Genomic DNA, 23,883 nt, shown 5'->3' with positions numbered 1-23,883 from the left:
TGTGATCGCGGCGTTCCTTTGCAGGTGTAGTCACCTCCATCAAAAAGGAACAACAAAGAGCACGGCGTCAGTCAACTCGCCCGAAGGGAGGCCCTCAATGCGAGCATCTTCAGGTTGTTTGGGTATATAGGCCTCAAATTCACGCAAGCTTTTCGTTAGAGCAGGAATGAATTCTGCATTAGCAGTATCACGAATAAGACAATTTATGACGATTCGATCACGTATAGTCCTGCATCCGAATTCACCTCACATAAAAATGGAACTTTGAAAACGAATTAACAATTCGTTGTGACAAACATCACGGATATCCGGTCACTATAGGGTGAGAAAAGTATTATTGCAGTTTGAGAGGACGCTGATGCCATATCGCAGTAGAAATGCAGCCGCCATCTTTAACGCCGTTGGGCACTTTTTATTTCTCGCTGTCTTGGTCTCCTTACCGGTTTTGGTTATCAGGTTAGATATCGACACGCTGAAAACAGGCGCTTCGGAAGGCACGCTGGTCGAGTACATGGAACAATTCCTACTGGCTCTGACCATTCTTTGTTACGCCTACATTGCAAAGCAAAACCCTACCTTTAGGCACTTTGGTGCTTTAGTCGTGGGCTTTTTCCTGTGCTTGCTGATCCGCGAATTGGATATGTTCTTTGACCAGTTGGTTTTCCATGGTTTTTGGGCTTACCCCGCTTCGATCGTCGCTGCCAGTGCCATCCTGTATTCGCTGACAAACAAGGCAGAAACCGCTGAGCAGTTTGCAGCATTCGTGAAACATCGCCACTTCGCTTTGCTCTGTTTAGGGCTGGTATTGCTCTTGGTCTTCTCGAGACTTTTTGGCATGGGCTCGATTTGGCGTGAATTGCTGGATGAAGGCTATGTTCGTGCAGCTAAAAACATTGCAGAAGAAGGCACAGAGCTAATGGCATATGTCATCATCTTCTACGCTTCTCTGCGTTACGCGTTTGCCATGAAACCCGTGAAAGACGAGTCTGCACACAAAACGAACTCAAATATTTTCTGTAAACACTGATACCCGACTCGCTATTTGGCCGTACAAAGTACGGTCAATTTCATGGCCTTTTCTCAATGATGGGAAGGCGAGCGATATGCCACACCTTTTACACTCTCTCCATCGTTGTAAAAGGAATGAAGTATGAAGTGGTTGCTTCCTGCCATGTTGGTCACTGTCGCCGCTTGCTCTGAAGAGGCAGCACATGCCAACGCACAATGTCCGACGCTCGCCAATTATTCTGACGCATTTTTGGATAGTGATTTCTATCGTGGTTGGCAACATTTACAACGTGGCGAGTACCCAACGGAAAACTGTCGGCAAGCCTCTCCCTACTTCCTCAAAGGCGTCAACAACAGTGCGGTTTTTGAGCTTTCCACGCTCTATCTCGATTTTTGCAGTGAAACGCCACAGCAAGACGCCCTTACGAAAAGCAGCATTTATCACAGCGAACGTTTAGCCACTGGCGTCGATTACGACGAGTTCAAATGGGTGCTTGATCTCGCGCTCTGCAATAGCCCTGTAGAGCAGTATGCCTTGGGTCAAATGCTGTTTAATGGCTTCATCACCGACAAAGACGTAGATAAAGGTATCTATTTCCTCAGCCTTGCAGCCCGCCAGGAACACGTTCAGGCGCAATTGGCCCTTTCCACGGCTCTGCTGGATATTGGTGAAAATGAAGTTGCTGCTCAGTGGCTCGCCAAAGCACAAGACAATGGTGCGAGCATCCTGTCCGAAAGACGCACAACTGATTGAACGCCTAAATTTGCATGACTTTACAAACACACCGCTACAAATCGTCGGTGAGAATGCGTAAAGTTAAGGTAATAAACAATAAAGTTGAGTTACCTCGTGGCGTTACCTGTTTTTCTGGCTGGACCTATTTTACGGCGGACAACCCAAGATGATATTTGCATCTGGGCTATTACGTCTAAGCCCCTCACCGCGGATTTTTTGTTGTTTCAACCGGAACAGGATCACGCGTTTTATCAATCCAGCTTTTCTACCCAGAAACAGGTGCAACTAGGCGAGCGATGCTTTGTTGTCATGGCACAGTTCTCGGGTGAATCATCGTTTACCCCTGATATTCCGCTTCAGTACGACATCATCGACCAGGGTCATTCTTTGCTGTCCACACTGGACGGTTTTCTCTATCAGGATGAATCCCGCCCTACTTTCATCGTCCCCTCAAAAGCAGAAAACATAGCTCATGGTTCCTGTCGACACCCGCATCACCGCTGTGAAGACGCGTTAGCGGCACTGGATAAAAGCTATGAAGAAACGCCGGTTGAAAACCGTGCTGATCTGTTAATCATGAGTGGCGACCAAATCTATGCCGATGATGTGAGCGGCCCCCTGATGTCGGCGATTCGCCAGACCATCGACTTACTTGGCATGAAAGACCAGGCGTTCGAAGGCACAGATATTCGTTGGTGTAGTGATCTTTCACCGGAAAACACCCCCATTTATAGCCGCACGGAATTGCTTCCATACAGCGATATAAACCACGGCCTGATAAAACGGCTTTTAAAGGCAAAACCCGAGCCGGTGTTCAGCTCGCGAACCACCGAAAACCATCTGGTCAGCTTCAATGAATTTATCGCCATGTATGCTCTGGTGTGGTCACCGGCTTTATGGCAGCACATTACACTCGACGACACCGTGTCGACGCTGTCACCAGAGCGCCAACAGCAATGGCGATATGAACTCAATGAGCTTGGTAAATTCCGAGCTGGGCTGGAACAGGTTCGCCGCCTATTCGCACATATCCCCACCTACATGATTTTCGATGACCACGACGTGACAGACGACTTTAACCTCACAGTTGGCTGGGAACGTGCGGTGAACAACTCTTCGTTTGCCAGAGGCATCATCACCAATGCCATGATGGGGTATTTCTTCTGTCAGGGATGGGGGAACGAGCCCAAAGCTTTTACTCAGGATTTCTGGTCGCCTTTGCAAGCGTTCCTTGATTCTCCCGATCCAGAAAATCTCGAAGCGATGACACAGGTTATGCATCACTTCGAGCATTGGCATTACACCATTCCGACGACCCCGAAAGTCGTGGTTATTGATACCCGAACCCGTCGCTGGCGTTCAGAGTCCAGCTATAACAAACCTTCAGGGTTAATGGATTGGGAGTCTCTCATGGACTTCCAACAGGATGTGTTCAACAACGATGCTGTGGTCGTGGTTTCACCCGCGCCAATGTTCGGGGTCAAATTCATCGAGACCATCCAACGCATCGTGACTTTCATGGGCCATCCCCTCGCGACTGACTCTGAGAACTGGATGGCGCACCCCGGCTCTGCCAATGCGTTGCTGAATATTTTCAAGCACCCGAAAACGCCCAAGAACTTCGTGATCTTATCTGGTGATGTTCACTATTCGTTCGCCTACGACATACGCATGCGTTTTCGCAAAAGTAGCCCGCGCATCTGGCAAATCACCTGCAGTGGTTTTAGAAACCAGTTCCCTGAGCCGTTTTTGTCCATTTTCGAATGGCTGGATAGAAAGCTGTTCTGGCCAGCATCACCACTGAATTTTTTCACCCGCAGGAAACGAATGCGTATTGAACGTCGACGACCAGACAACGGCAGCGCGAGTCTTTTGGTTAACCAAAGTGCAGTGGGTATAGTGAAGCTAAACCCCGATGGCTCGCCAGGTTACATTGGTTTGTTAACAGGGAAAGGAGAACGAATCGCCTTTCATCCTTGCGAGGAAACGGACAACGAAGAAGAGTTTGTCAGTGCCGACCTTTCTCGATAGTCATCCGCTGTGTTGACTTGGGAATGTCAGTAAGGAATACTCCGACCCCTCATTTTTTTAGGATTGCTGATATGTCACGCCAACTTGAATATGTCTATAAAGGCGAAACCAAAGTGATCACCTTCTCTTTCCAGAAGCATCGCTCGCCTCATGAAGCTGCCGCAGAAGCAGAAGGTATCGACCTGACTGACTTTATGAAAATGGAACTTCAGTTGGAAATGGTTGCAGATGGAAAGGCCGTGAAAAATCACAGAGACAGCTATTTCAACAAGCTGGGATTTGGCAAAATCGTGCTGCTGAAAAAAGAAGCTGAGTCCATCAAGGACAAACGCTGATATCAACGCAATCACAGTAAAAAGGCGCTTAATGCGCCTTTTTTCGTCCATGTGAAAATTACTTTACCCTCAGTGTTCAGTTGTTAAGACTCAAAAGCAACTGATGGCCTAGCGCTAGAATCACGCCTCTCCAATCCCTATTCTGAAAGAGTGACAAGGCACTTTTTTACAGTCGTAGTCACACCGCACCAACACGTCCAACGTGGACGTCCCCGGAGATCCTACTGCGATCAAGACTTTCGCAGGAGCCGACTACAGGAGGTAATATGCAAGGTGAAAACCACGCACTCATGTTCGAGTTCCCTGAATACAAAGAAAAAATTCACGATATGAAGATGTCAGACAGCGCCTTTTGTCGTCTTGTGGATGAGTATCACCATCTTGACCACAGAATACGCGGTTTGGAGATGGCAAAAATTCCTACTGATGATGAAAACTTCCGTAACTTGAGGATGCGTCGCGTGCAGCTCAAGGATGAAATCTACCAACAAATCAGACAATAGAAGACAACTCGCCAGCTCGCATTCGGTGCCCTTCGGCTAACAGATTGCAGGCTTACGAGGGTAAAGCACTGCCGCATCTTCGCGGCGGTGCGTTGCGTTGACTGAAGCAAAACTTCACATCCCTGCCTAAGCTTATCTAACGGCCGATAAACAATTTCATACATCCGGCTCAAATTTAATACAAAACCCATACATTGTGTTGGGTAATCTATGTCCGATAACTGGTCCCAAGCATTTGTTTTCACTTAAATGTGACCAACTTGGGTCAGAACAAAAAAACAACAATAACTTGACGTTTAGCTATGTCGATCATGGAAGCTTCATTAATGCAAAAAACGCTGAAAAACCTCCTTTTCTTCTTTGTGATTTTTACCGGAGCAGCCAATGCTTCTGTTGAAAAGACGCAGTCATTTGAGAAAACGCTTAATGGCGTTCAGTCCATTCTTTATTCCGTTCCTATCAAAGCACGCGCCTTGTTGAGTGAGCTGGAAAAAGTTGAGCTGAAACAAAACCAACCTTTGCCCCTATTGGTGCGCTATTACCTGCAAAAATCGACTGTTGATCTTTTGTTGAATGATCCTGAAAGCGCTGTCTTAGCGGCAAACACTGGGATTGAATTGGCAAAGAACGACCCGCTGCTCAAAGCCGATTTGTACCTGATGCAACTGCGTTTAGGCCAAGCGAGAATACTTAAAGGCGAAGAAGCGCTGGTTCTCGACCAGTTAGATACGCTTCTGGCAGAATCTCAAACCCTCAACGACCCTTCAGTCACCGCGGAAATCCTGCTGGTTAAAGGTCAGGCTTACAAGGCACAGAACGACTACGATGTCTCGATGGCGGCTTTAATGAGCTCCCTTGAAGCGGCAAAAACCACGCAAGATGCCCTTCTGGTCGAACGTATTGCCTCCAGCTTGGGGGGCATTTTGGTGCAATTAAACGGTTTTGATAAAGCATCACTTCTGCTCGATCAGTCTTACCAGTTCTTCCGTGAGCGCAAAATGTCCTTTAACCAGTTGCTGGTTAAGCTAGACATGGCGGAGCTTGCCAAGAAACAAGGCGACAAAAAACAAGCTTTGCTGGAATACAAACAAGCGCTTCAAATCGCGCAAGTCCTGGGTGACGGTTCTCACCGCTTCCGTATCAACCTTCAAATTGCTGATTTGTTGCTTCAATCCGGCGACACCAAAAGCATGGGTCGCTACCTAAAGCAGACTGATGCCTTGCGCGACCGTGAAACCATCCGCTACTACATCAGTAAATACAATTACCTGAAAGCCAATGAAAACCTGCTAAATGAAAACTTTCAGGGTGCGATTGACTTAGTGACACCATTGATCGCTGGTCAAGCTGATTTAACCCGTCTATACCGCACCGAGATTGAGTTGTATCTGGTCGCATCCAAAGCGCACTTCGGTATGGAGGACTACAAAAACGCTTACCTGACCCTGTTGGATTATCAAAACCGCTTCAATAACTTCAGTGCTGACGAGCAAGTCGATAACCTTGAGCGCCAACAGATGCTCTTTAACCTGGAGAAACTCAAAGCGGAGAACCAACATCTTAGCTGGAACAACGTCTTGCAGACCCTTGAGCTGAAAACTAACGAAGACAAGGTGGAATACCTGAATGTATTAGTTGTTGCCGGTGTGATGGCGACAGTGCTCGCCACTCTCGCCGCCCTTTGGATCAACCGACGTCGTGCCCGCTGGGGGAAAATTGCCAATACCGACAGCCTGACCGGTCTCTACAACCGACGCTACCTCAGCACCCAGCTTGATAAACTCAAAGCGGAAATGGAAAGCAATGGTGAGCCAATTGGCTGCATGCTGTTGGATGTCGACCACTTTAAGAAGGTCAATGATACTTACGGCCACCCGGTTGGTGACAAGGTACTGACTGGCATTGCTGAACTGTTCAAAAACAATCTTCGACGTAATGACGTTTGCTCGAGGGTGGGCGGTGAAGAATTCATGCTTCTGCTCCCAAATAGTCAACTTGAGCAAGCACAGTTGATCGCAGAAGATTTGCGCACACGTATCAGTGAGTTAGCTTTCCTGACTGAGCAAGGCGACGAGTTTAACGTGACCGCCAGCTTTGGCGTATCATCTGTCGAGCCTGGGCAGTCGCTGTCAGACATTTACAGCGAAGTCGATAAACTCCTGTATCTCGCCAAACAAAACGGTCGTAACCGCGTTGAAAGCAGTGGTTTGGACAATACGGAAAGAGACGCAACGCAATCGGTGCAGTCTTCTCCTTCAATGTCGGACAAATTCTCCCGCCTTGGCCGGGGAATGCGTCGCCTGAAATTCCGCTTTGCGCAGCACTTCTCGTGACCTTTTAGACATGAGGTAAGATTGAGGGGTGACGGATGATAACAATGAAACGGAGCCCCTCATGAACACCACTCATCTTATTGCCGCAGTCTTTGTATCAGCTTGCCTCCCTTTTGCAGTAACAGCCGAGAGCATTGCTTCAGAAAAACACAGCTTTACCGTCGAGCGGGTAGCACAAGGGCTAAAGCACCCATGGTCATTGGTATTTCTACCAAATGGTGACATGTTAGTCAGTGAGCGAAACGGTGGCCTTAAACGGGTTACGCGTGAAGGCATAGTCTCGGATATCCAAGGCCTACCGGAGAAGCTTGTTTATCGCGGTCAAGGGGGATTATTGGGACTTACCCTGTCGCCGGATTTTGAAACCTCAAACCGCCTTTTTATTGCCTACGCCGAAGAAGGAGAGTTTAGAAAATCCGGCACTGCGGTATCTTCCGCGATACTTGATGGAAACACGCTGAAAAATATAACTCCTATCTTTTCTCAGTCTCCCAAACTGGCAGGAGGAAGACACTATGGCGGCCGGTTACTGGCCACCGATGAACACCTTTATATCGCATTAGGTGATCGCGGCAACCGAGACAAAGCCCAGCAAAACAACTCTCATATCGGCACGTTAGTCCGGCTAAAACTTGATGGCTCACTACCTTCAGATAACCCCTTTGTTGGTCAGAGTGGTAGCTTGGCGGAGATCTATTCCTATGGTCACCGCAACATCCAGGGCATGACGCTGGATAACGATGGGAAAACCCTTTGGACGCACGAACATGGTCCGCAAGGTGGCGACGAACTGAACCCTATATCAAAAGGCAATAACTACGGGTGGCCTACTATTACTTATGGCGTAAATTATGGAACAGGAAGTCAAATTGGTACCGGTACCGCGCAGGATGGGATGGAGCAGCCTGTCCATTATTGGGTACCCTCCATTGCACCTTCTGGCATGGAAATGATTTCCGGCAAGAAGTTCCAACAATGGCAAGGAGATATCCTACTCGGCTCGCTGAAATTCGGCCTGCTCGTTCGTCTGGATATGGATAACGGCAAGGTGATTGGCGAAGAAAGATTGTTGGATGGTCACTATGGCCGCATCAGAGATGTGGTGGAATCTCCTGATGGCGATATCTACTTGCTGACAGACTCATCCAATGGGGAGGTCTTAAAATTGTCACCCTTGTAGTTGGCAATAATTTTTATTATTACAGCAAGTTAGAATTGGAAGTGTAAATAAAACCTTACAAGCATAAAATTGATTTTCTGCTGAGAAATAAGCGTATTTTTGGAAAAGACTCTCCAAGAAATTAATGCAACTCACTAAGTTGCATTGTTAAAGTGATGCGCAGCCCAGCATTTAACAAACCTGTCGGAAGGATTGGACACAGGGTGATCGGCAGGACTATAGTCAGCGCATACAAACAAAAACAAAGATATCTTTGCTTGCTGAAAAGACAAAACCCCGCTTTGCGGGGTTTTGTCTTTTATATACCCAAACAACCTGAAGATGCGCGAATTCAGGTTGTTTGGATATATGGTTAAGAAATGAAAGCACGCGGTATCCCACCGATTTCAAACGATTTTCCGCTCAGCGTATATACTTATCTCATGAGTGAGAACAAGGCCCTTTGAGACGGACATGCGCAAATTTTTAACCACACTATTTTTGACAGCCGTTACCTTGACGACAACAGATGTGGCCGCGCAAAATTCTGATACCAATTATTTCACGATTGGCGTCCAGGACTTCGAAGATTACTCGCCTTACTCCCGCTATCAGCAACAGAATTATCAGGGTTTTAACCGAGAACTTTTTGATGCTTTTGCCCGCGAATATAACTACAAATTTGACTATCAGGCATTACCCCTGAAAAGGCTTTATTCTGCATTTCTGCGTGGTGACGTCGATTTGAAGTACCCAGATAACCCTAATTGGAGCGCTTCATTGAAAGAGGGGCACGACATCCTCTACAGCGATCCCGTGGTTTCTTTTGTCGATGGTGTCGTCACACTGGACCAAGCTCAAAGGAATGCGACTGGAACGCTGACGCGCTTAGGCCTGATTTCCGGCTTCACGCCATGGCCTTTTATCGAAAAGGTGAAAGCCAAAGAGATCACCTTATTTGAAGTCAAGGAAATGGAATCTTTGATACGGCTATTAGCATCGAACCGTATAGATGGCATCTACACCAATGTGGCGGCGCTCAATATCAAACTGAAGGACTTGGGTGAGCAGGCACCCCCGATGAAGCTCAATAAGAAGCACCCTTATCTGAGTGGTACCCGTCACCTTTCAAGCATCAAACGGCCTGATATCGTTATTCAATTCAACCTTTTCCTTGAATCACACCAAGAACTGATAGCTCAACTTAAGGCTCAACACGGTATCCAAGAGGCGGAAGAAATACTTGGATCTGATGACTTTAATAAATCGCCAAAAAAATAGACCCGGCTTAATACCGGGTCTAACAGTTGAGCTCTTACCTAAGTTATTTCTTTGCTGTCTTGCTTTGCAGGACTTGATGCATAACTGACGTTAGCTCGTTGTCTGGGTCACCAGAAAGCTCCCAGGTGAAGACACCGGCCAAACCTTGCTGCTTAGCCCACTCTGCTTTCGCTTTTACCGAGCGTGCATCTTCAAAGGAAATAAAGACTTTCTTCTCAGGGTTCCAAAGGTAAGGTGCATGTGAGGCTTCGTCATAGCCATACTGGTAGCCTTCAGACTTGGTGTAGTTCTGCTTCAAATCCCAGTACATGAAGTAACCCGGCTCACCCGTACCGAAACTCGCACCTTTTTCTGAGGCTAAATCAGAAGTAGGCAGGCTGCCGTCAAATTGAGAGCCCTCCCAGCCACGACCATAGAACGCCGCACCCAGAACCAGCTTTTCTTTTGGAATGCCCAACTCGATCATTTGATTGATAAAGACATCGGCGCCCATTCCCCACCAGCTGCGATCAGTGGCATGCAGGTTTGTCAGGTGGCCTGTTTGCGGCCCCCAACCTCCCAGGAAGTCATACGTCATCGCGAACATATTGGTCAGTTTAGGTGCCGCGGATTCCCAATCGATTTGTGCCGCTTTCGGGCCGACACCCACAGCGGTAGACAGTTCGTATTCACGACCCGTTTCCGCTGTTAACGTATCCAGCTCATCACGAAGCAAGGTCACCAGCGTGGTAAAAGCATCGCGTTCCAGTGCTTTCACATCATCAGACAGTTTTGTTTCAGGGTTCCAGGGAGATGTTGTTAAACCGCCGCCACCTGGGTATTCCCAGTCAAGATCGATGCCGTCGAAAAAGTCATATTCGGCAATGAGAGCCACAGCCGACTTAGCAAACTGTTTCATGGCCGCTTCGTCTTTTGCCATTGCATGGAATGGCTCTGACATGGTCCACCCACCAAAAGAAGGCAAGATTTTCAGATCAGGATGCGTCTTTTTCAGTTCAGCAAGCTGGGCAAAATGTCCTTTGTATGGCACGTCGACAGACACATCACCGAAGTCCACTTCCATCGCTGCTTCTTGGTCAACGACGATCGCGGAAAACGGAGCCTTACCTTCACAAGCCTTAGCCACTTGTTGCTGAACAAGTTCTGATGCGCCATTGTGAGGTCCACACATGCTTAGAAAAGCGTAAATAATGTGGGTCAACTGGTCGGCAGGAATATCTTTAACCGTGTAAGGATTATCTGCATTGGCGTACTGCCAGTCTGCAAAATAGCCACCAACAACGTGATTTTCCGCAAGCGCTGGTGTTGCCAAACAGGCACTGAGCGCTGCACCTGCTAAGATCTTTTTCATACCATCTCCTTGTAAGGCACGTTCAAAATACCGAAGCTCTTCAATCACTTGATGGCATCGGCATAAGTGACTAATTATTAGTCGAACTGGCCTTTCAAAACTGATGTATGCGTACCGAACAGGGCGTTCATAACAGTTAGGTTACAAAGTTTGCGAGTGTCTTGTTTTTTGGCGATAAAACGGGTCTTACGGTCTACATAAACTTGCACCACAGCGCACAGTTTTTCAAACGCTTAAATCAAGGTGTGAGCCGCATTCAGCCTAAACAGATTCCGTTTTGGAGGCTGAGAGAGTATGCTGCCGCTAGTTTATTGAAAACCCGCTTATTATTGTGCTTTAACTGGTGTCTAGAATGGTACTGGTTAAAGACGTAGATAGTTACAAGGAAAACGCTTTGAGCAATAAACTCATCAGTATCGATTTGTTTTTTGTTATCGAGAAACTCTTGCCGGGCAAGCGCTCTATCGAACTCTTCAGAAACAATAAAAAGCACTTACCCGTGACCACATTGTCACTGGAGCACTGCGACTCAGCATCCGCGCTGCAATTAGCGCTCTATAAGTATTGTAAAAACTATGCCGCTTTCTCACAGGGTCAACCGCTGGCTGACGAGTACGCCATCGACGGTAAAGACGAGCAAATTGAACCTGCAACCGCCATCGTGGCCGCATTTATCCGTGGTGCCTATTGGTGGGTAGAGCATTACCATGAAATCTACCGCAACGATTGGAGCGAGGACCAAAAAGTGCGCTGGCTGAGAGATTTCAAACTGCTTGTTCAGGCCATTATCGGCATTGGGAATATCACCAAAGCAGAATGGTTGATCAACAATCACAGTGCGATAAAAGCGTTGACGTACAACACGCATATCTCCCCGTTCCTGCAACATTACGACTAATAAAGAAGCTGCCTGATGCAGCTTCTTTGTTCTTCCCTTCATTTCCCCGTCTTTTTGCTGTCGTCGATTCGTCATTTTTCATCACTAAACTGATGAACTTTAGGGTTGCGATTGATCACACGGGTGAAAAGACTAAAACGCTATCAATATGAGCGCTATGCGATCCTGTGTCGTGATGCATACCCCAAGCATTTTGACCATGTCCAATACGGCTTTTCAAAAAACGGTCGCAGAGATATTCAAAACCGTTGGGGGAAAACCATTATTCGCGTGTTGTGGCGTGAAGACGGTGATGCTGTCATTGTCTTCAAAGGTTCCCAAAGCGTATGGGATTGGTTGTTAAACCTGATTGTCCTTCCAAGCAAAGTTGACGCGCCAAACCATGCTGGCCATGTGCACTGGGGATTCCAGTTTTTGTTGCGTCAACCCAGCCTTCCTGCCCGTTATGTGACGAATAAAGACTACTCCCGACTCACCCCAAGCCAACAAACTGAATTCAGCCACTCAGAAGACACCAATCGTCTCATTGGTCAAAGTGTTATGGATAAATTGGAGTCTTGTGCTGAAAGCTTAATAGCTCAAGGGAAAAAGCTGTCGCTGACCGGTCATTCATCCGGCGGCAGCATGGCCATTATTGCGGGAGAGATTCTTGAGCAAAAATACCCAGGTTCCATTAAGCGAATTGTGACCTTTGGGCAGCCGGCAACGGGCTTCTGGACTTTCAAGCAACGATACAGACTAAAAAGCCGTACCTATCGTATCTGCTGCGATGTCGACATCGTGACGTTTTTGCCCGGCATTCCTTTAATGTTCTGGCATGTTGGCGAATTGCTCTGGCTACACAATGACAAGATTTACCACAACATGCCGTCTCTGGTTCGCATCATCAGAGTCTTAACCAGTTGGCTTTTGCGTCCTATTGCTTACCATTTTATGGACAAGTACATTCGCCGGAAAGATTACTTCGACAAGCATTAGAGATGCCTTAAATATCACCAATTCCCAAATTCTCAGCGCTCTCATGAAATTTTTCCGTTCGAGAAATCTGTATCTATTCTGAGTCATGATTAATTGAAGGAAGTTCTAGAAAGTCCCGACTGCGTTTTAAACACCCCATTCCTTACTCATACTTTGCCTTCAAATTATTACATTCATTTCTCATCTTCTAATTAGCGTTTTTTCCAGACCAACGCTCGCAAAAGGTGTAAGGATCTCCTGAAAAAATATCAAAAAATACCCCGTCTCACAAATGAGAAAGACGTATTCAAAATATCCGAATAGGCTCTACTCAACATCACCACTCACTGGATTACATGAAGCGATGGCTTCAGTGATAGAGCCAAACTCTTCCAAAGAGAAATAAAGCGTGCAGAGACTCAGCTTAGGAAGCGTTAGCGAAAAGGCTCATTGAGCGTGGTGGATACGCTAACCAGAAATATATGGACGATAGGTATCTTTCATCATGAAAAAAACACTGATTTCAATGGCAGTAATCGCTGGCGCACTGACTTCCGCTCAAGTCGCCGCAAATTGTGCGGGTAATGTCTACTCGATGAACGCAGGACGTAACCATGTCGGCGTACTTTTGGACGTTCAAGAATTGGACAAAATGACGGGTGTCTACAGTACTGACGCGCCTAACCACTCTTCATATCATTCACGTGCAATGTTCAGTGGCTCTGCCATGTCGTATGACCGTGTGACTGATCGTCTTTACTACGCCAGCGCGCCACAACCAACAGATTTTTATCTCGACGTTCCTGAAAGCGACTTCACACCTGAAGAATATGCAGCACTGGATCTTCATGCGCAAAGAATCAAGCCTTATCAGCTTGCCTATATGGATCCTGAAACCGGTGAACACGTCGCTGGCCCAACCGTTAAAAAGCAAATCATGCGCATGGCTTTCCACCCTGACACGGGTGAGCTGTATGCTTCAGATGCTACATCTATCTTCAAAGTAAATGCAGCAACGGGTGAAATCACCAACATTGGCACTTTTGATAGCAGCCTTCGTTTTGGTGGTTACTCAAGCTGGGGCTCATTTGTGTTCTATGAAGGTGAACTGCTGTTCGTTACCAACGGCCGTACATTCTCCATTGACACAACGACGGGCGCTCAAACCCTGAAAGCGTTCCACTTTATCGATTTCATTGCTGCAGCAACGCTGGATCAGAATGGTCAAATGCTGGTCGCGGCTAAAAATCAGAACGTTTCTGGTAACGTGAACAGTAATACGCTGTACCGCATCAAACCTTCAACGGGTGAAAAAGTCAAAGTCGGTTTGTTCCCTAGCCGCATCAGTGCAATGGGCACCGTGACGTCAGAAGACCACACCTGTTATCCGAAAACGATTTTCCCAAGCGATCTGCAGCCTGAAGTACAAGGCATCACGCTTGCTTCGTCTTCAGTCAGCGAAGGCTCTACCGCTTACTTCACTGTGAACTTTGACAAAGCCACCGGAGATGCGAATACCAAACTCCGCGTCGCACTGAAAAATGGTACTGCAGTTCTCAACAGCGACTATCGCAACACCGTTGCGCTGCTGTTCTCTGACGGCTCAACGGGTTCAGCGACTATCTCTTCCACATTGACTGAAATTACCCTGCCAAAAGGTGTAGATTCGGTTCGTATTGGCGTATCGACTATCAATGACTCTACTCACGAAAACAGTGAGTACTTCACATTGCAAGCGTGGGTGAAAGACGATAAGAGCGATGCAGATTCTGCGAATGTGACTATTGTCGATAACGATCCAGATGTAGATACCCTGCTTCGCAATGCGGCAAACAGCAGTGGCGTTGCGTGGCATGGCAGCCGAGGCGGAAACTGGGGCACCAAAGATCAATGGATCCGTGGTGTTCACGCTAACATCAGCGGAACTATTCCTCCGGGCACAACCCTTGAGTTTTACCGAACTGGTACGCACCTGCGTAGCATTTCCATCAATAACGGTGGTCAATACTACGAGCAGCACTCTAACCATGAGCGCTATTACTACTCTGGTGATATTGCCTGGGCGCGCCTGAAAGGCTCAAATGGCCGTTACTATAACATTCGTACCGGTCACCGTGCACAGCTGCACTGGAACAAGAATGTGGATTGTTCGAACGGCTGTTGGTCACGCATCTATAACTAGTCGAAGTACAAAATGACAAAGGAGCGATTTATCGCTCCTTTTTTATTGCCTGTCTTAAATCGCGTTTAAACCGTGTATGTTGAAGTTAACCGTTTGATCGACACCTACCATATGCAACTAAAACAAATCGATAACGCCCCCTAACCATACTGTTTATCAGTCATCATTCTCTGATATGAAACCAAGATAAATATTTATAAATCAGTAGCTAATCGATCATTTCTAATTGAGTACTTGTTAATAAAAAGACTTTTCTCATGCTTTTTCATTGGTCACTTCATGCATCTACCGTCGCCATTAACAGCTATTTATCATGATAATTATTGGTTAAATATTGAAATCTTCTTAGTCCTGAGACCTTTAACTGTTAAGCATGTAATTTAGTAATGAACACGCAAGTCAAAATAAAACAGGGTGCAATGTCTCTGGTCACTGCACCAAGGAAAACTCGGACAAGGACAAGGAAGATGAAAAGAAAGTATCTCTCTACCCTCATTGTGGCATCCAGCATGTTTGCTTCAGTTGCCTCTTATGCGCAATGCTTTGGAAACGTTTACAGTATGAATGCTGGACGTGGTCATGTTGGCGCGCTTATAGACATAAAAGAAAGCGCTTCCATTCCTAGCTCTAACTACACGTTAGATGCCGCAACACGCGCTCAAATTCATTCAAAAGCCCTGTTTAGCTCTTCAGCAATGGCCTATGACAGAAATACCGACCGTATCTACTATGCAAGTGTTCCTGCACCTGTTACTTATTACATGGACAATGCAGAGGTGTTCTTCTCTGAAGAGGAACTGAAGAATCTGGATTTTCACGCGCAAAGAACCACACCTTCAACACTGGCCTACTTTGATGTTGCGACCCAAAAACATGTAGAAGTCGCCACAACTCGTTTTGGTATCTATCGTATGGCGTTCCATCCAGAGACTGGCGAGCTCTATGCGTCAGACGCCAAACGCTTGTTTAAGGTTTCACCGGAATCTGGAGAGGTAACGGAGATTGGCGAGTTCCCACTTAACGCCCGCGCGGGTGGTTTTACTACGTGGGGTGACTTTGAGTTCTATAACAACGAGCTGCTCTACGTGACCAGCGGCAGAACTTTTACCGTAGACCTTTCAACCGCTGATTTAACCCTGAAAGCCTTTCACTTTGTTGACTTCGTAACATCCGTGACCACCGACCAAAATGGTCAGTTGATCATGGCGGCTAAGAACCAAAACGTAACAGGTAACATTAACAGCAACCAGCTGTGGCGTTTGAAGCCCGAAACGGGTGAAAAAGTACAAGTCGGACTGTTTCCAACACGTATCAGTGCGATGGCTACAGCAACGTCTGAAGCGCATACTTGTTATGAGAAAACCATCTTCCCGAGTGATGTCGTACCGAATGTTGATGTAACAAATATTGAAGTTCCAACTTCAGCGACCCAGGAAGGCGCCTCGGGCACAGTGAAAATTATCTTGAGCGACAGCACTCAAAACGACACTCAAAAGCTACTCATCAATATTGACCCTGTCAGTGCGTCTTTTGCAGATTTTAGTCAAAACGTCACCATTCAATTCTCGAATGATGCATCTCCTGTTAATGCAACACTTCCAACAGATGGTAGCGCGCTCGAAGTTGCTCTTCCTGAGGGAGTAGACAGTGTGTCATTCAATATTGATGTCACCGCAGATACCAGTACAGAAAGCCAAGAGTCTTTTATTGTCTCCGCTAAAACTGCTGACTCCAGCGATAGCGCCAAGACTGCAGAGTTCTGGTTGAAGGATGATGAATCCGCGTCTAACGAAGCTTATGTTTCTGAGATCACTTCAATAGGTACAACTACCGTTGAAGAAGGCTTTGCCTTCGCTGCACGAATCAACTTTAGCGCACCTACATCAGACTCTTCTAGTGTATTGTCTGTTCAAATTGCAGGTGGCGTCTCACCTGAAGATTTTGATAGCAAGGCAATTTTCATTGTCTCAGGATCTTTGATTCATGCAACGATTGATGCCGATGGTTATGCGAGAGCCCAAATACCTGCAGGCATTTCAAGTGTCGATTTTGTGGTCAGCGCTGTCTCTGACGGCATTACCGAATCTGACGAATTCGCTGTTGTTCTGGCAGGTATTGTGGGGCAAGAGCAAAATTATCCAGGTATCGCTTTCGTCGTTAAAGACGATGGTTCCAATTCTGGATCAGGTTCGGAAACCAACACGGCTCCTGTCGCGCAAAATGGTTCTGCTTCGACAGACAGTAACACCACGCTGAACGGCAGTGTACCCACAGCTACTGATGCTGATGGAACTGTGACCAGCTATCAGTTAGTTACCAATGTCGGCGAAGGCCAACTGTCATTCAACACAAACGGTAGCTACACCTATGTGCCTGGCAGTAGTTTTTCCACTTTGCCTCAGGGTCAAACTCGCACTGTTTCATTCACTTACACTGCCACCGATGACGACGGTGCAGTTAGCGCACCAAAAACCATCACCATTTCGGTGAGAGGTACATACGTACAAAATTCGCTACCAGTTGCTCAAAATGGCTCTGTATCAACAAACGCTGGTACTACGTTGAATAGCAATGTACCTGTCGCAACAGACTCTGATGGTACTGTGACCAGCTATCAACTAGCGACGAACGTCAGCGAAGGTCAGCTGTCCTTTAATGCCAACGGTAGTTACTCTTTTGTACCCGGCACCAGTTTTGATAACTTAGTTCAAGGCCAAAGCCGCAGCGTGTCTTTCACCTATACCGCCACCGACAATGATGGGGGTGTGAGCGCACCGAAGACCATTACTATCTCTGTACTAGGTGTAAAATCTGATGTTGTAGAGGTTGATTCTCTTATATCAACCGGCGAAACGACTGAAGGTCGTCCGGCTTATATCAGTATCGTTTTGACTAACGAAACTAAAGAAAATAATACACCTATAACGATTTCTTTGAACGATGGCTCGGCGAAGAGTGGGTCTTCAAATGATCCAGGGTTGGATTACCGTCGTTTTTCGAACATTTGGTTGGGATATCAGCTGAGCGACCGCGGAGATTACTTAACTCCAACGGTATTCTCTGAGTCCGGTACAACAATTTATTTACCTAAAGGGATTCGCTCGCTTCGTGTAGAAGTAGCTACAAACCGTGACAACCTAATAGAGGGTAACGAAAGCTTCTCATTAAGCGCTTGGATGAACGCCAACAGAAGTGATCGTGATACAGAAACCGTCACCATTATTGATGGCAACTAAGTCCTGTTGAGTTAAGTCACTCGAAAAGACAACCCTATGATAAGACCGGAAATCAGTGGCTGATTCCGGTCTTTTCTTTTAAAGAAAGCGTGGTTTTCTACTCTGAGCACTGAGCACTGAGCACTGAGCACGAATATGAAATCACACTAAAGGTTGTACAGGATTCAACGCGTTGAACGCTGTAGATATTTGTCCAATTCATTGGTAAATTTCTGTCTTTCCTGCTGGCACTAAATCTTTTGTCGTGGGCATTTCAATTGTCAGTGACAGTGTTAGAGAAGGCAACGAAGCCTAATGTCATTACAGCTCTAAAAACGTACGTTTACAGATTTGCAGAGTGCAGTCGTCACCATTCAGTATGACGACTAATTGAGACTAATAAGGAGCGATTTATCGCTCCTAAAACAAATCGATAGCGCTCTCCAACCATACTGTTAATCAGTCATTACCCTCTGATATAAAACCAAGATAAACATCTAAAAATCAGAAGTTAATCGATCATTCCTAATTGAGCATTCGTTAATAAAAAGACTTTTCTCATCCTTTTTTCCTACCCATTTTAATACCTTCATCATGCACTTCCGCCAATTTATCATGATAAATACTAGTTTATTGCTGGAATCTTCTTATCCATCAGATCTTCATGTGTTAAGCATGTAATTTATTAATGAGCACGCACATGGAATAGAACAAAAGGTGCAAAGTCTCGCACCAAGGAAAACTCGAAAAAGGACAGTCAAAATGAACAAAAAGTATCTCTCGACCCTCATTGTGGCATCCAGCATGTTTGCTTCAGCTGCCTCTTACGCGCAATGTTTTGGAAACGTTTACAGTATGAATGCTGGACGTGGTCATGTTGGCGCGCTTATAGACATAAAAGAAAGCGCTTCCATTCCTGGATCTAATTACGCGTTAGATGCCGCAACACGCGCTCAAATTCATTCAAAAGCGCTGTTTAGCTCTTCAGCAATGGCCTATGACAAGAATACCGACCGTATTTACTACGCAAGCGTTCCTGCGCCAGTAACCTACTATATGGAAAATGCAGAGACATTTTTTACTGAAGAAGAACTAAAGAATCTGGATTTTCACGCGCAAAGAACCACACCTTCGACACTTGCTTATTTTGATGTGGCCACCCAAAAACATGTAGAAGTCGCCACAACTCGTTTTGGCATCTATCGTATGGCGTTCCACCCAGAGTCGGGGGAACTCTATGCATCAGACGCTAAACGCTTGTTTAAGGTTTCTCCGGAAACTGGAGAGGTAACGGAGATTGGTGAATTCCCACTGAACACACGCGCCGGAGGTTTCACCACATGGGGTGACTTTGAGTTTTACAATAATGAACTTTTGTACGTGACCAGTGGCCGCACCTTTACCGTTAACCTCTCGACCGCTGATTTGACCCTGAAAGCCTTCCATTTTGTGGATTTCGTTACTTCTGTCACCACAGATCAAAATGGTCAGTTGATCATGGCGGCAAAGAACCAAAACGTAACAGGCAATATTAACAGCAACCAACTGTGGCGCTTAAAACCTGAGACCGGTGAAAAAGTACAAATTGGACTCTTCCCGACTCGCATTAGTGCGATGGCAACAGTAACCTCAGAAGAACATGAATGCTATGAGTCTACGTCTTTTGCTAGTGACGCAGAAAATGGTGTCATGCTCTTCTATACCTCAGCAAATGGTGAACAACCCCGTGCCGAAGGCGATTTCCAGCAGTTTGACCTCGCTTTTGACGAAGTCACAAAAGATGGAAACTCTACCATTTTCTTAGCAAACGTGGACGGCACCGCAAAAGGTGGCATCGACTATTCACTCACACCACGAGTCTACTTCCAAAGCGGCGACGGAATCATTGGACAAGTCGACCCTACCCTTACGCCCGAGGGGACGGAAATCGTCATCCCCAAAGGCGCTCAAGGTTTTTCAGTTTATTTAGATATATTGGAAGACAATATCGAAGACGACAATGAGACGTTTACCCTTAAAGCCTGGATGAAACCCGATAAGTCGGATCTTACTGTAGCTGCGACAACGACTATTCAAGACACCAAACAAAATGGTGTCAGGATATTCTATACCTCAGCTAATGGTGAACAACCCCGTGCCGAAGGCGATTTCCAGCAGTTTGATCTCGTTTTTGACGAAGTCACAAAAGATGGCACCTCTACGATATTCTTAGCAAACGTCGACAACACCGCAAAAGGTGGCATCGACTATTCACTCACACCAAGAGTCTTATTCCAAAGCGGCGACGGAATCATTGGACGAATCGAACCTACCCTTACGCCCGAGGGGACGGAAATCGTCATCCCTAAAGGCGCTCATGGTTTTTCAGTCTATTTAGATATCTTGGAAGACAGCATCAAAGACGACAATGAGACGTTTACCCTTAAAGCCTGGATGAAGTCCGATAAGTCGGATCTTACAGTAGCGGCATATACGACCATTAAAGACACAACAAATTAATGGGAATAAACTAAAAAGAGGTTGAATACAGGCTAAGTTGAGCTTATTCGGCTTTCACAATAAAGACCAAAAGGGTGAACGAAATGACCGACCTTTGGGTTAGTCAACTAGCTGAAATTTAAAAACTAATGACTAGAAATAGAACAAAGGAGCGTCATACGCTCCTTTGTTCTTCACATTAATTACCGCTTCGCCCGCTGCAAAAACTTATCCAACTCATTGGCGAATTTCTGTCTTTCCTGCTGACTCATGGTTGCAGGGCCTCCGGTTTGAATACCGCTTGAGCGCAGCGTATCCATAAAGTCGCGCATGTTCAGTCGTTGGCGGATATTCTCCGGCGTATACAACTCGCCACGGGGGTTCAACGCGACGGCCGATTTCTCAATCACTTCTGAGGCCAAGGGAATGTCTGCGGTGATGACCAAATCACCTTTTTCAACACGTCTAACGATCTCGTTATCTGCCACATCAAACCCTTTCTCCACCTGAAGGCTTCGAATATAGCGGGATGGTGGCGTTCTCAAAGATTGGTTAGCCACCAGCACACATTCGGTTTGAGTGCGGTCTGCAGCACGAAAAAGGACCTCTTTGATCACGGTCGGGCAAGCGTCCGCATCAACCCAGATTGTCGGCATGTCAGTTTCCTGTTTTATATTTTGCCAGAACAATATCAGCGAGTAAGGTAGGTCGCAATGGCTTACTGAGGCTTTCCACGCTCCTGGCTCGCGTAAAAAGCCGCGATGTCTTTCATGTCCTGGTCGCTCAATACCGACATTTGTTGACGCATCATATTATCCATTGCGCCAGTACGTTCCCCTGCCTGATAAGACTTCATCACATTGTATAGATAAAGCGCATTCTGGCCGTTGATGTGTGGATAGTCTTTCTTTGGCGAATAACCCGTTTCACCGTGGCAGAACTGACAGGTATAAGCCTTTTGTTTTCCTGCAACAGGATCACCTTCTCCTTCGATTGCCATCACATGGGTTGATAACAGGACGGCACCCAGCGTTCCCAAGATTCTCAGCATCGTTTTTTCCTCTTCTTTTCGTCAGGCTAAAGATGCCGAACTTCAAAGAAAGGGACTTTGTGTCTGATCAATTCTGCCGTATCGCCGACTGTGATTTGCGCAAGAATTCACACTTGCACTAAAAACAAGTGAAATCAGACTCATATAAAAATGCCCAAATCTTATTTATCAGTGCATGGTTCTCGATACTAACATTTACATTTCATTGAGAGTTCACGAACTTTTAACAATCGAATTCCAGAATTCGGTTCCGGTAGATAGCCAAACGCATACAAAACCTGCGTTTGGAAAAATCACACGATTAATTATTAAAATCATCTGGAAAGGAAGTCATCGTGAGCAAACATATTGACCAACGCCAACTGGACAGCGAGCCAGAGTTCAACCGTTTTATCGATGCGGCGATGAATCGTCGTAATTTCCTTCGCGCTGCCGGTGCAGCAGGCTCTGTGGCATTCTTCGCAGCAAGCCCGGTTGCAAAAGCAGTTGCCGGTTCAATGGACAAGAGCAAGCTGATGGGCTTTGAAGCCATTCCTGCTTCTACTGCTGATACGGTTGTTGTTCCAGACGGCTACATCGCTGAAACAATGATCTCATGGGGTGACGCTCTGTTCCCTAACTCTCCAAAGTTCAGCCAGTCTAACGATTCAAAAGCACAGGAAATGCAGTACGGTGATAACACCGACGGCATGACCTTCTTCCCGCTGTCAGACGACCGCGCGGTACTGGTTGCGAACAACGAATACACCAACAACGAATATCTTTACACTCACCAAGGTAAAAACATCTCTGCCGATGATGTACGTAAATCTCAGGCGGCACACGGTGTTTCTATCATCGAACTGGTGAAGAAAGACGGGAAATGGATGCCAAATGTTGAAGGTCGATTGAACCGCAAGGTAACCGCATACACCCCAATGGAAATGACAGGCCCAGCACGCGGTAACGACTTGCTGAAAACCGCGGCTGATCCGGAAGGTGGAGAGACCATTCTGGGCACCTACAATAACTGTGCAAACGGCCAAACGCCTTGGGGCACTTATCTGGCATGTGAAGAGAACTTCAACGGGTACTTCGCGGCTTCTGAAGAAGTGGATCTGGGCCCGACCTACAAGCGCTATGGCGTGAAAGACAAAGATTGGGGTTACGACTGGTGGAAACACGACGAGCGTTTCGACGTAGCAAAAACACCTAACGAACCACACCGTTTTGGTTGGGTCGTCGAAATCGACCCAATGGATCCAAACTCCAAGCCGAAGAAACGTTCTGCACTGGGTCGTTTCAAACACGAAAACGCAGCACTGACTATCAACAAAGACGGTCACGTTGTGGTTTACCTCGGTGATGACGAGCGTGGCGAACACCTCTACAAGTTCGTTTCAAAGAACAAGTACAAACCGGGCACTCACGCTTCAAACCGTGATCTGCTGGAAGAAGGCACACTCTACGTCGCGAAGTTCGACGGTAAAGAGGGCGAACTGAAGGGTAAAGGTGAATGGGTTGAACTGACCTTTGGTAAGAATGGCCTGACACCAGAAAACGGCTTCAAGAGCCAAGCCGAAGTGATGATCTTCGCCCGCGAAGCAGCAACGCAAGTTGGCGCGACCACCATGGACCGTCCTGAGTGGGTTGCTGTTCACCCAGACAACAAGCATGTGTTCTGCACCCTGACCAACAACAAATACCGTGGCGTTCGTGAAAACCAGCCTTTGAACGTGGCTAACCCTCGTGAGAAAAATCCGTATGGGCACATCATTCGCTGGGAACCACAAGGTGGTGACCACACAGCGACTGATTTCAAATGGGATATCTTTGTGATGGCAGGCAACCCAGAAGTGCAGGAAGGCCTGATGGCAGGTACGCCAAACATCAACAAAGACAACATGTTCAACAGCCCAGATGGCATTGGTTTTGATGGCGCTGGCCGTTTGTGGATCCAGACTGATGGTAAGTACTCTAACGAAGGCAACTTCGCTGGCATGGGTAACAACCAGATGCTGTGTGCAGACACCAAAACTGGCGAAATCCGTCGCTTCCTGACAGGCCCTATCGCGTGTGAAATCACAGGTCTCGCGTTCTCGCCTGACTACAAAACTATGTTTGTCGGCATCCAGCACCCAGGTGAAGATCTGGCTCCTTCACACTTCCCAGACGGCGGTGATTCTGTGCCACGCTCAACTGTGATGCGTATTACCCGCAAAGACGGTGGCGTGATCGGCGCTTAATCCGCACCTAGCTCACCTAATTGAAAACGGCTCCTGATATGGAGCCGTTTTTCTTTTCTGGCGCGTTAACTTATACCAATCACAGTAGATAGGTGATCAGAAATAGCGTAGGAAAAATGTTCGAGAACAAGGCGAAAAAT

General features: G+C 46.7%; 17 protein-coding genes. 14 read left to right on the top strand and 3 right to left on the bottom strand.

All coding sequences use genetic code 11. The annotated features are described in order from the left end of the window. Positions 1-358 precede the first annotated feature (358 nt). The 8 genes from RN22_RS11210 to RN22_RS11175 all read left to right on the top strand — a co-directional run bounded on the left by RN22_RS11210 (position 359) and on the right by RN22_RS11175 (position 9,386). A complete protein-coding gene (locus tag RN22_RS11210) occupies positions 359-1,027 on the top strand; it encodes a hypothetical protein (protein WP_046304342.1) in 669 nt (222 codons plus the stop codon). Positions 1,028-1,150: 123 nt separating this feature from the next. After that, positions 1,151-1,762, top strand: coding sequence for a sel1 repeat family protein (locus RN22_RS11205; RefSeq protein WP_046304341.1), 612 nt, complete (start codon positions 1,151-1,153; stop codon positions 1,760-1,762). 96 nt (positions 1,763-1,858) lie between these two features. Then, positions 1,859-3,775: an alkaline phosphatase D family protein gene (locus RN22_RS11200; RefSeq protein WP_369700097.1), complete on the top strand. Its 1,917-nt coding sequence runs from the start codon at positions 1,859-1,861 to the stop codon at positions 3,773-3,775. Positions 3,776-3,846: 71 nt separating this feature from the next. Next, positions 3,847-4,110 carry a DUF2960 family protein gene (locus RN22_RS11195; RefSeq protein ID WP_046304339.1) on the top strand — a complete coding sequence of 88 codons (264 nt, stop codon included), beginning with the start codon at positions 3,847-3,849 and terminating at the stop codon, positions 4,108-4,110. A gap of 266 nt (positions 4,111-4,376) precedes the next feature. Beyond that, positions 4,377-4,613 (top strand): YdcH family protein, encoded by a 237-nt coding sequence (locus RN22_RS11190; protein WP_046304338.1) that lies wholly within the window; start codon positions 4,377-4,379, stop codon positions 4,611-4,613. Between the two features lie 326 nt (positions 4,614-4,939). Next, positions 4,940-6,946: a GGDEF domain-containing protein gene (locus RN22_RS11185; RefSeq protein WP_046304337.1), complete on the top strand. Its 2,007-nt coding sequence runs from the start codon at positions 4,940-4,942 to the stop codon at positions 6,944-6,946. Positions 6,947-7,007: 61 nt separating this feature from the next. Next, the gene (locus RN22_RS11180; RefSeq protein WP_052737527.1) at positions 7,008-8,126 is read left to right on the top strand and encodes a PQQ-dependent sugar dehydrogenase; all 1,119 of its coding nucleotides are present in this window, start codon (positions 7,008-7,010) and stop codon (positions 8,124-8,126) included. Between the two features lie 453 nt (positions 8,127-8,579). Continuing rightward, the gene (locus RN22_RS11175) at positions 8,580-9,386 is read left to right on the top strand and encodes an ABC transporter substrate-binding protein (RefSeq protein WP_046304336.1); all 807 of its coding nucleotides are present in this window, start codon (positions 8,580-8,582) and stop codon (positions 9,384-9,386) included. A gap of 43 nt (positions 9,387-9,429) precedes the next feature. Here the strand turns inward: RN22_RS11175 and RN22_RS11170 are convergent, their stop codons facing one another. Next, entirely contained in the window at positions 9,430-10,737 is a 1,308-nt protein-coding gene (locus RN22_RS11170) for a glycoside hydrolase family 18 protein (protein WP_046304335.1), read from the bottom strand. A 394-nt stretch (positions 10,738-11,131) separates the two neighbouring features. Here RN22_RS11170 and RN22_RS11165 point away from each other — a divergent pair, with 394 nt between their 5' ends. The 5 genes from RN22_RS11165 to RN22_RS11145 all read left to right on the top strand — a co-directional run bounded on the left by RN22_RS11165 (position 11,132) and on the right by RN22_RS11145 (position 20,488). After that, the gene (locus tag RN22_RS11165) at positions 11,132-11,635 is read left to right on the top strand and encodes a hypothetical protein (RefSeq protein WP_046304345.1); all 504 of its coding nucleotides are present in this window, start codon (positions 11,132-11,134) and stop codon (positions 11,633-11,635) included. A gap of 123 nt (positions 11,636-11,758) precedes the next feature. Continuing rightward, positions 11,759-12,613 (top strand): DUF2974 domain-containing protein, encoded by an 855-nt coding sequence (locus tag RN22_RS11160; RefSeq protein ID WP_046304334.1) that lies wholly within the window; start codon positions 11,759-11,761, stop codon positions 12,611-12,613. A 484-nt stretch (positions 12,614-13,097) separates the two neighbouring features. After that, on the top strand, positions 13,098-14,774 hold the full coding sequence (locus RN22_RS11155) for a YncE family protein (RefSeq protein ID WP_046304333.1): 1,677 nt from the start codon (positions 13,098-13,100) through the stop codon (positions 14,772-14,774). A gap of 467 nt (positions 14,775-15,241) precedes the next feature. After that, complete coding sequence (locus tag RN22_RS24495) at positions 15,242-18,010, top strand: Ig-like domain-containing protein (protein WP_052737526.1); 2,769 nt, start codon at positions 15,242-15,244, stop codon at positions 18,008-18,010. 741 nt (positions 18,011-18,751) lie between these two features. After that, a complete protein-coding gene (locus RN22_RS11145; protein WP_052737525.1) occupies positions 18,752-20,488 on the top strand; it encodes a hypothetical protein in 1,737 nt (578 codons plus the stop codon). A gap of 182 nt (positions 20,489-20,670) precedes the next feature. Here RN22_RS11145 and RN22_RS11140 read toward each other — a convergent pair whose 3' ends face one another. Next, the gene (locus RN22_RS11140; protein ID WP_002540031.1) at positions 20,671-21,123 is read right to left on the bottom strand and encodes a YaiI/YqxD family protein; all 453 of its coding nucleotides are present in this window, start codon (positions 21,121-21,123) and stop codon (positions 20,671-20,673) included. A 62-nt stretch (positions 21,124-21,185) separates the two neighbouring features. After that, positions 21,186-21,518, bottom strand: coding sequence for a cytochrome c (locus tag RN22_RS11135; RefSeq protein ID WP_046304332.1), 333 nt, complete (start codon positions 21,516-21,518; stop codon positions 21,186-21,188). A gap of 404 nt (positions 21,519-21,922) precedes the next feature. On the opposite strand from RN22_RS11135, the gene RN22_RS11130 reads away from it, so the two are divergent. Then, the gene (locus RN22_RS11130) at positions 21,923-23,743 is read left to right on the top strand and encodes a PhoX family phosphatase (protein ID WP_192815516.1); all 1,821 of its coding nucleotides are present in this window, start codon (positions 21,923-21,925) and stop codon (positions 23,741-23,743) included. The last annotated feature ends 140 nt before the right edge of the window (positions 23,744-23,883 follow it).

It is taken from the genome of Grimontia sp. AD028, from assembly GCF_000973155.1.
In the GTDB taxonomy this organism is placed as follows: Bacteria; Pseudomonadota; Gammaproteobacteria; order Enterobacterales; family Vibrionaceae; genus Enterovibrio; species Enterovibrio indicus.
This window is presented reverse-complemented; position numbering and strand designations above follow the sequence as displayed.

Coding starts and splice junctions, on each gene's coding strand:
- RN22_RS11210 (WP_046304342.1), top strand. CDS start 359: ATGCCATATCGCAGTAGAAATGCAGCCGCCATCTTTAACGCCGTTGGG.
- RN22_RS11205 (WP_046304341.1), top strand. CDS start 1,151: ATGAAGTGGTTGCTTCCTGCCATGTTGGTCACTGTCGCCGCTTGCTCT.
- RN22_RS11195 (WP_046304339.1), top strand. CDS start 3,847: ATGTCACGCCAACTTGAATATGTCTATAAAGGCGAAACCAAAGTGATC.
- RN22_RS11190 (WP_046304338.1), top strand. CDS start 4,377: ATGCAAGGTGAAAACCACGCACTCATGTTCGAGTTCCCTGAATACAAA.
- RN22_RS11185 (WP_046304337.1), top strand. CDS start 4,940: ATGCAAAAAACGCTGAAAAACCTCCTTTTCTTCTTTGTGATTTTTACC.
- RN22_RS11180 (WP_052737527.1), top strand. CDS start 7,008: ATGAACACCACTCATCTTATTGCCGCAGTCTTTGTATCAGCTTGCCTC.
- RN22_RS11175 (WP_046304336.1), top strand. CDS start 8,580: ATGCGCAAATTTTTAACCACACTATTTTTGACAGCCGTTACCTTGACG.
- RN22_RS11170 (WP_046304335.1), bottom strand. CDS start 10,737: ATGAAAAAGATCTTAGCAGGTGCAGCGCTCAGTGCCTGTTTGGCAACA.
- RN22_RS11155 (WP_046304333.1), top strand. CDS start 13,098: ATGAAAAAAACACTGATTTCAATGGCAGTAATCGCTGGCGCACTGACT.
- RN22_RS24495 (WP_052737526.1), top strand. CDS start 15,242: ATGAAAAGAAAGTATCTCTCTACCCTCATTGTGGCATCCAGCATGTTT.
- RN22_RS11145 (WP_052737525.1), top strand. CDS start 18,752: ATGAACAAAAAGTATCTCTCGACCCTCATTGTGGCATCCAGCATGTTT.
- RN22_RS11140 (WP_002540031.1), bottom strand. CDS start 21,123: ATGCCGACAATCTGGGTTGATGCGGACGCTTGCCCGACCGTGATCAAA.
- RN22_RS11135 (WP_046304332.1), bottom strand. CDS start 21,518: ATGCTGAGAATCTTGGGAACGCTGGGTGCCGTCCTGTTATCAACCCAT.
- RN22_RS11130 (WP_192815516.1), top strand. CDS start 21,923: ATGAATCGTCGTAATTTCCTTCGCGCTGCCGGTGCAGCAGGCTCTGTG.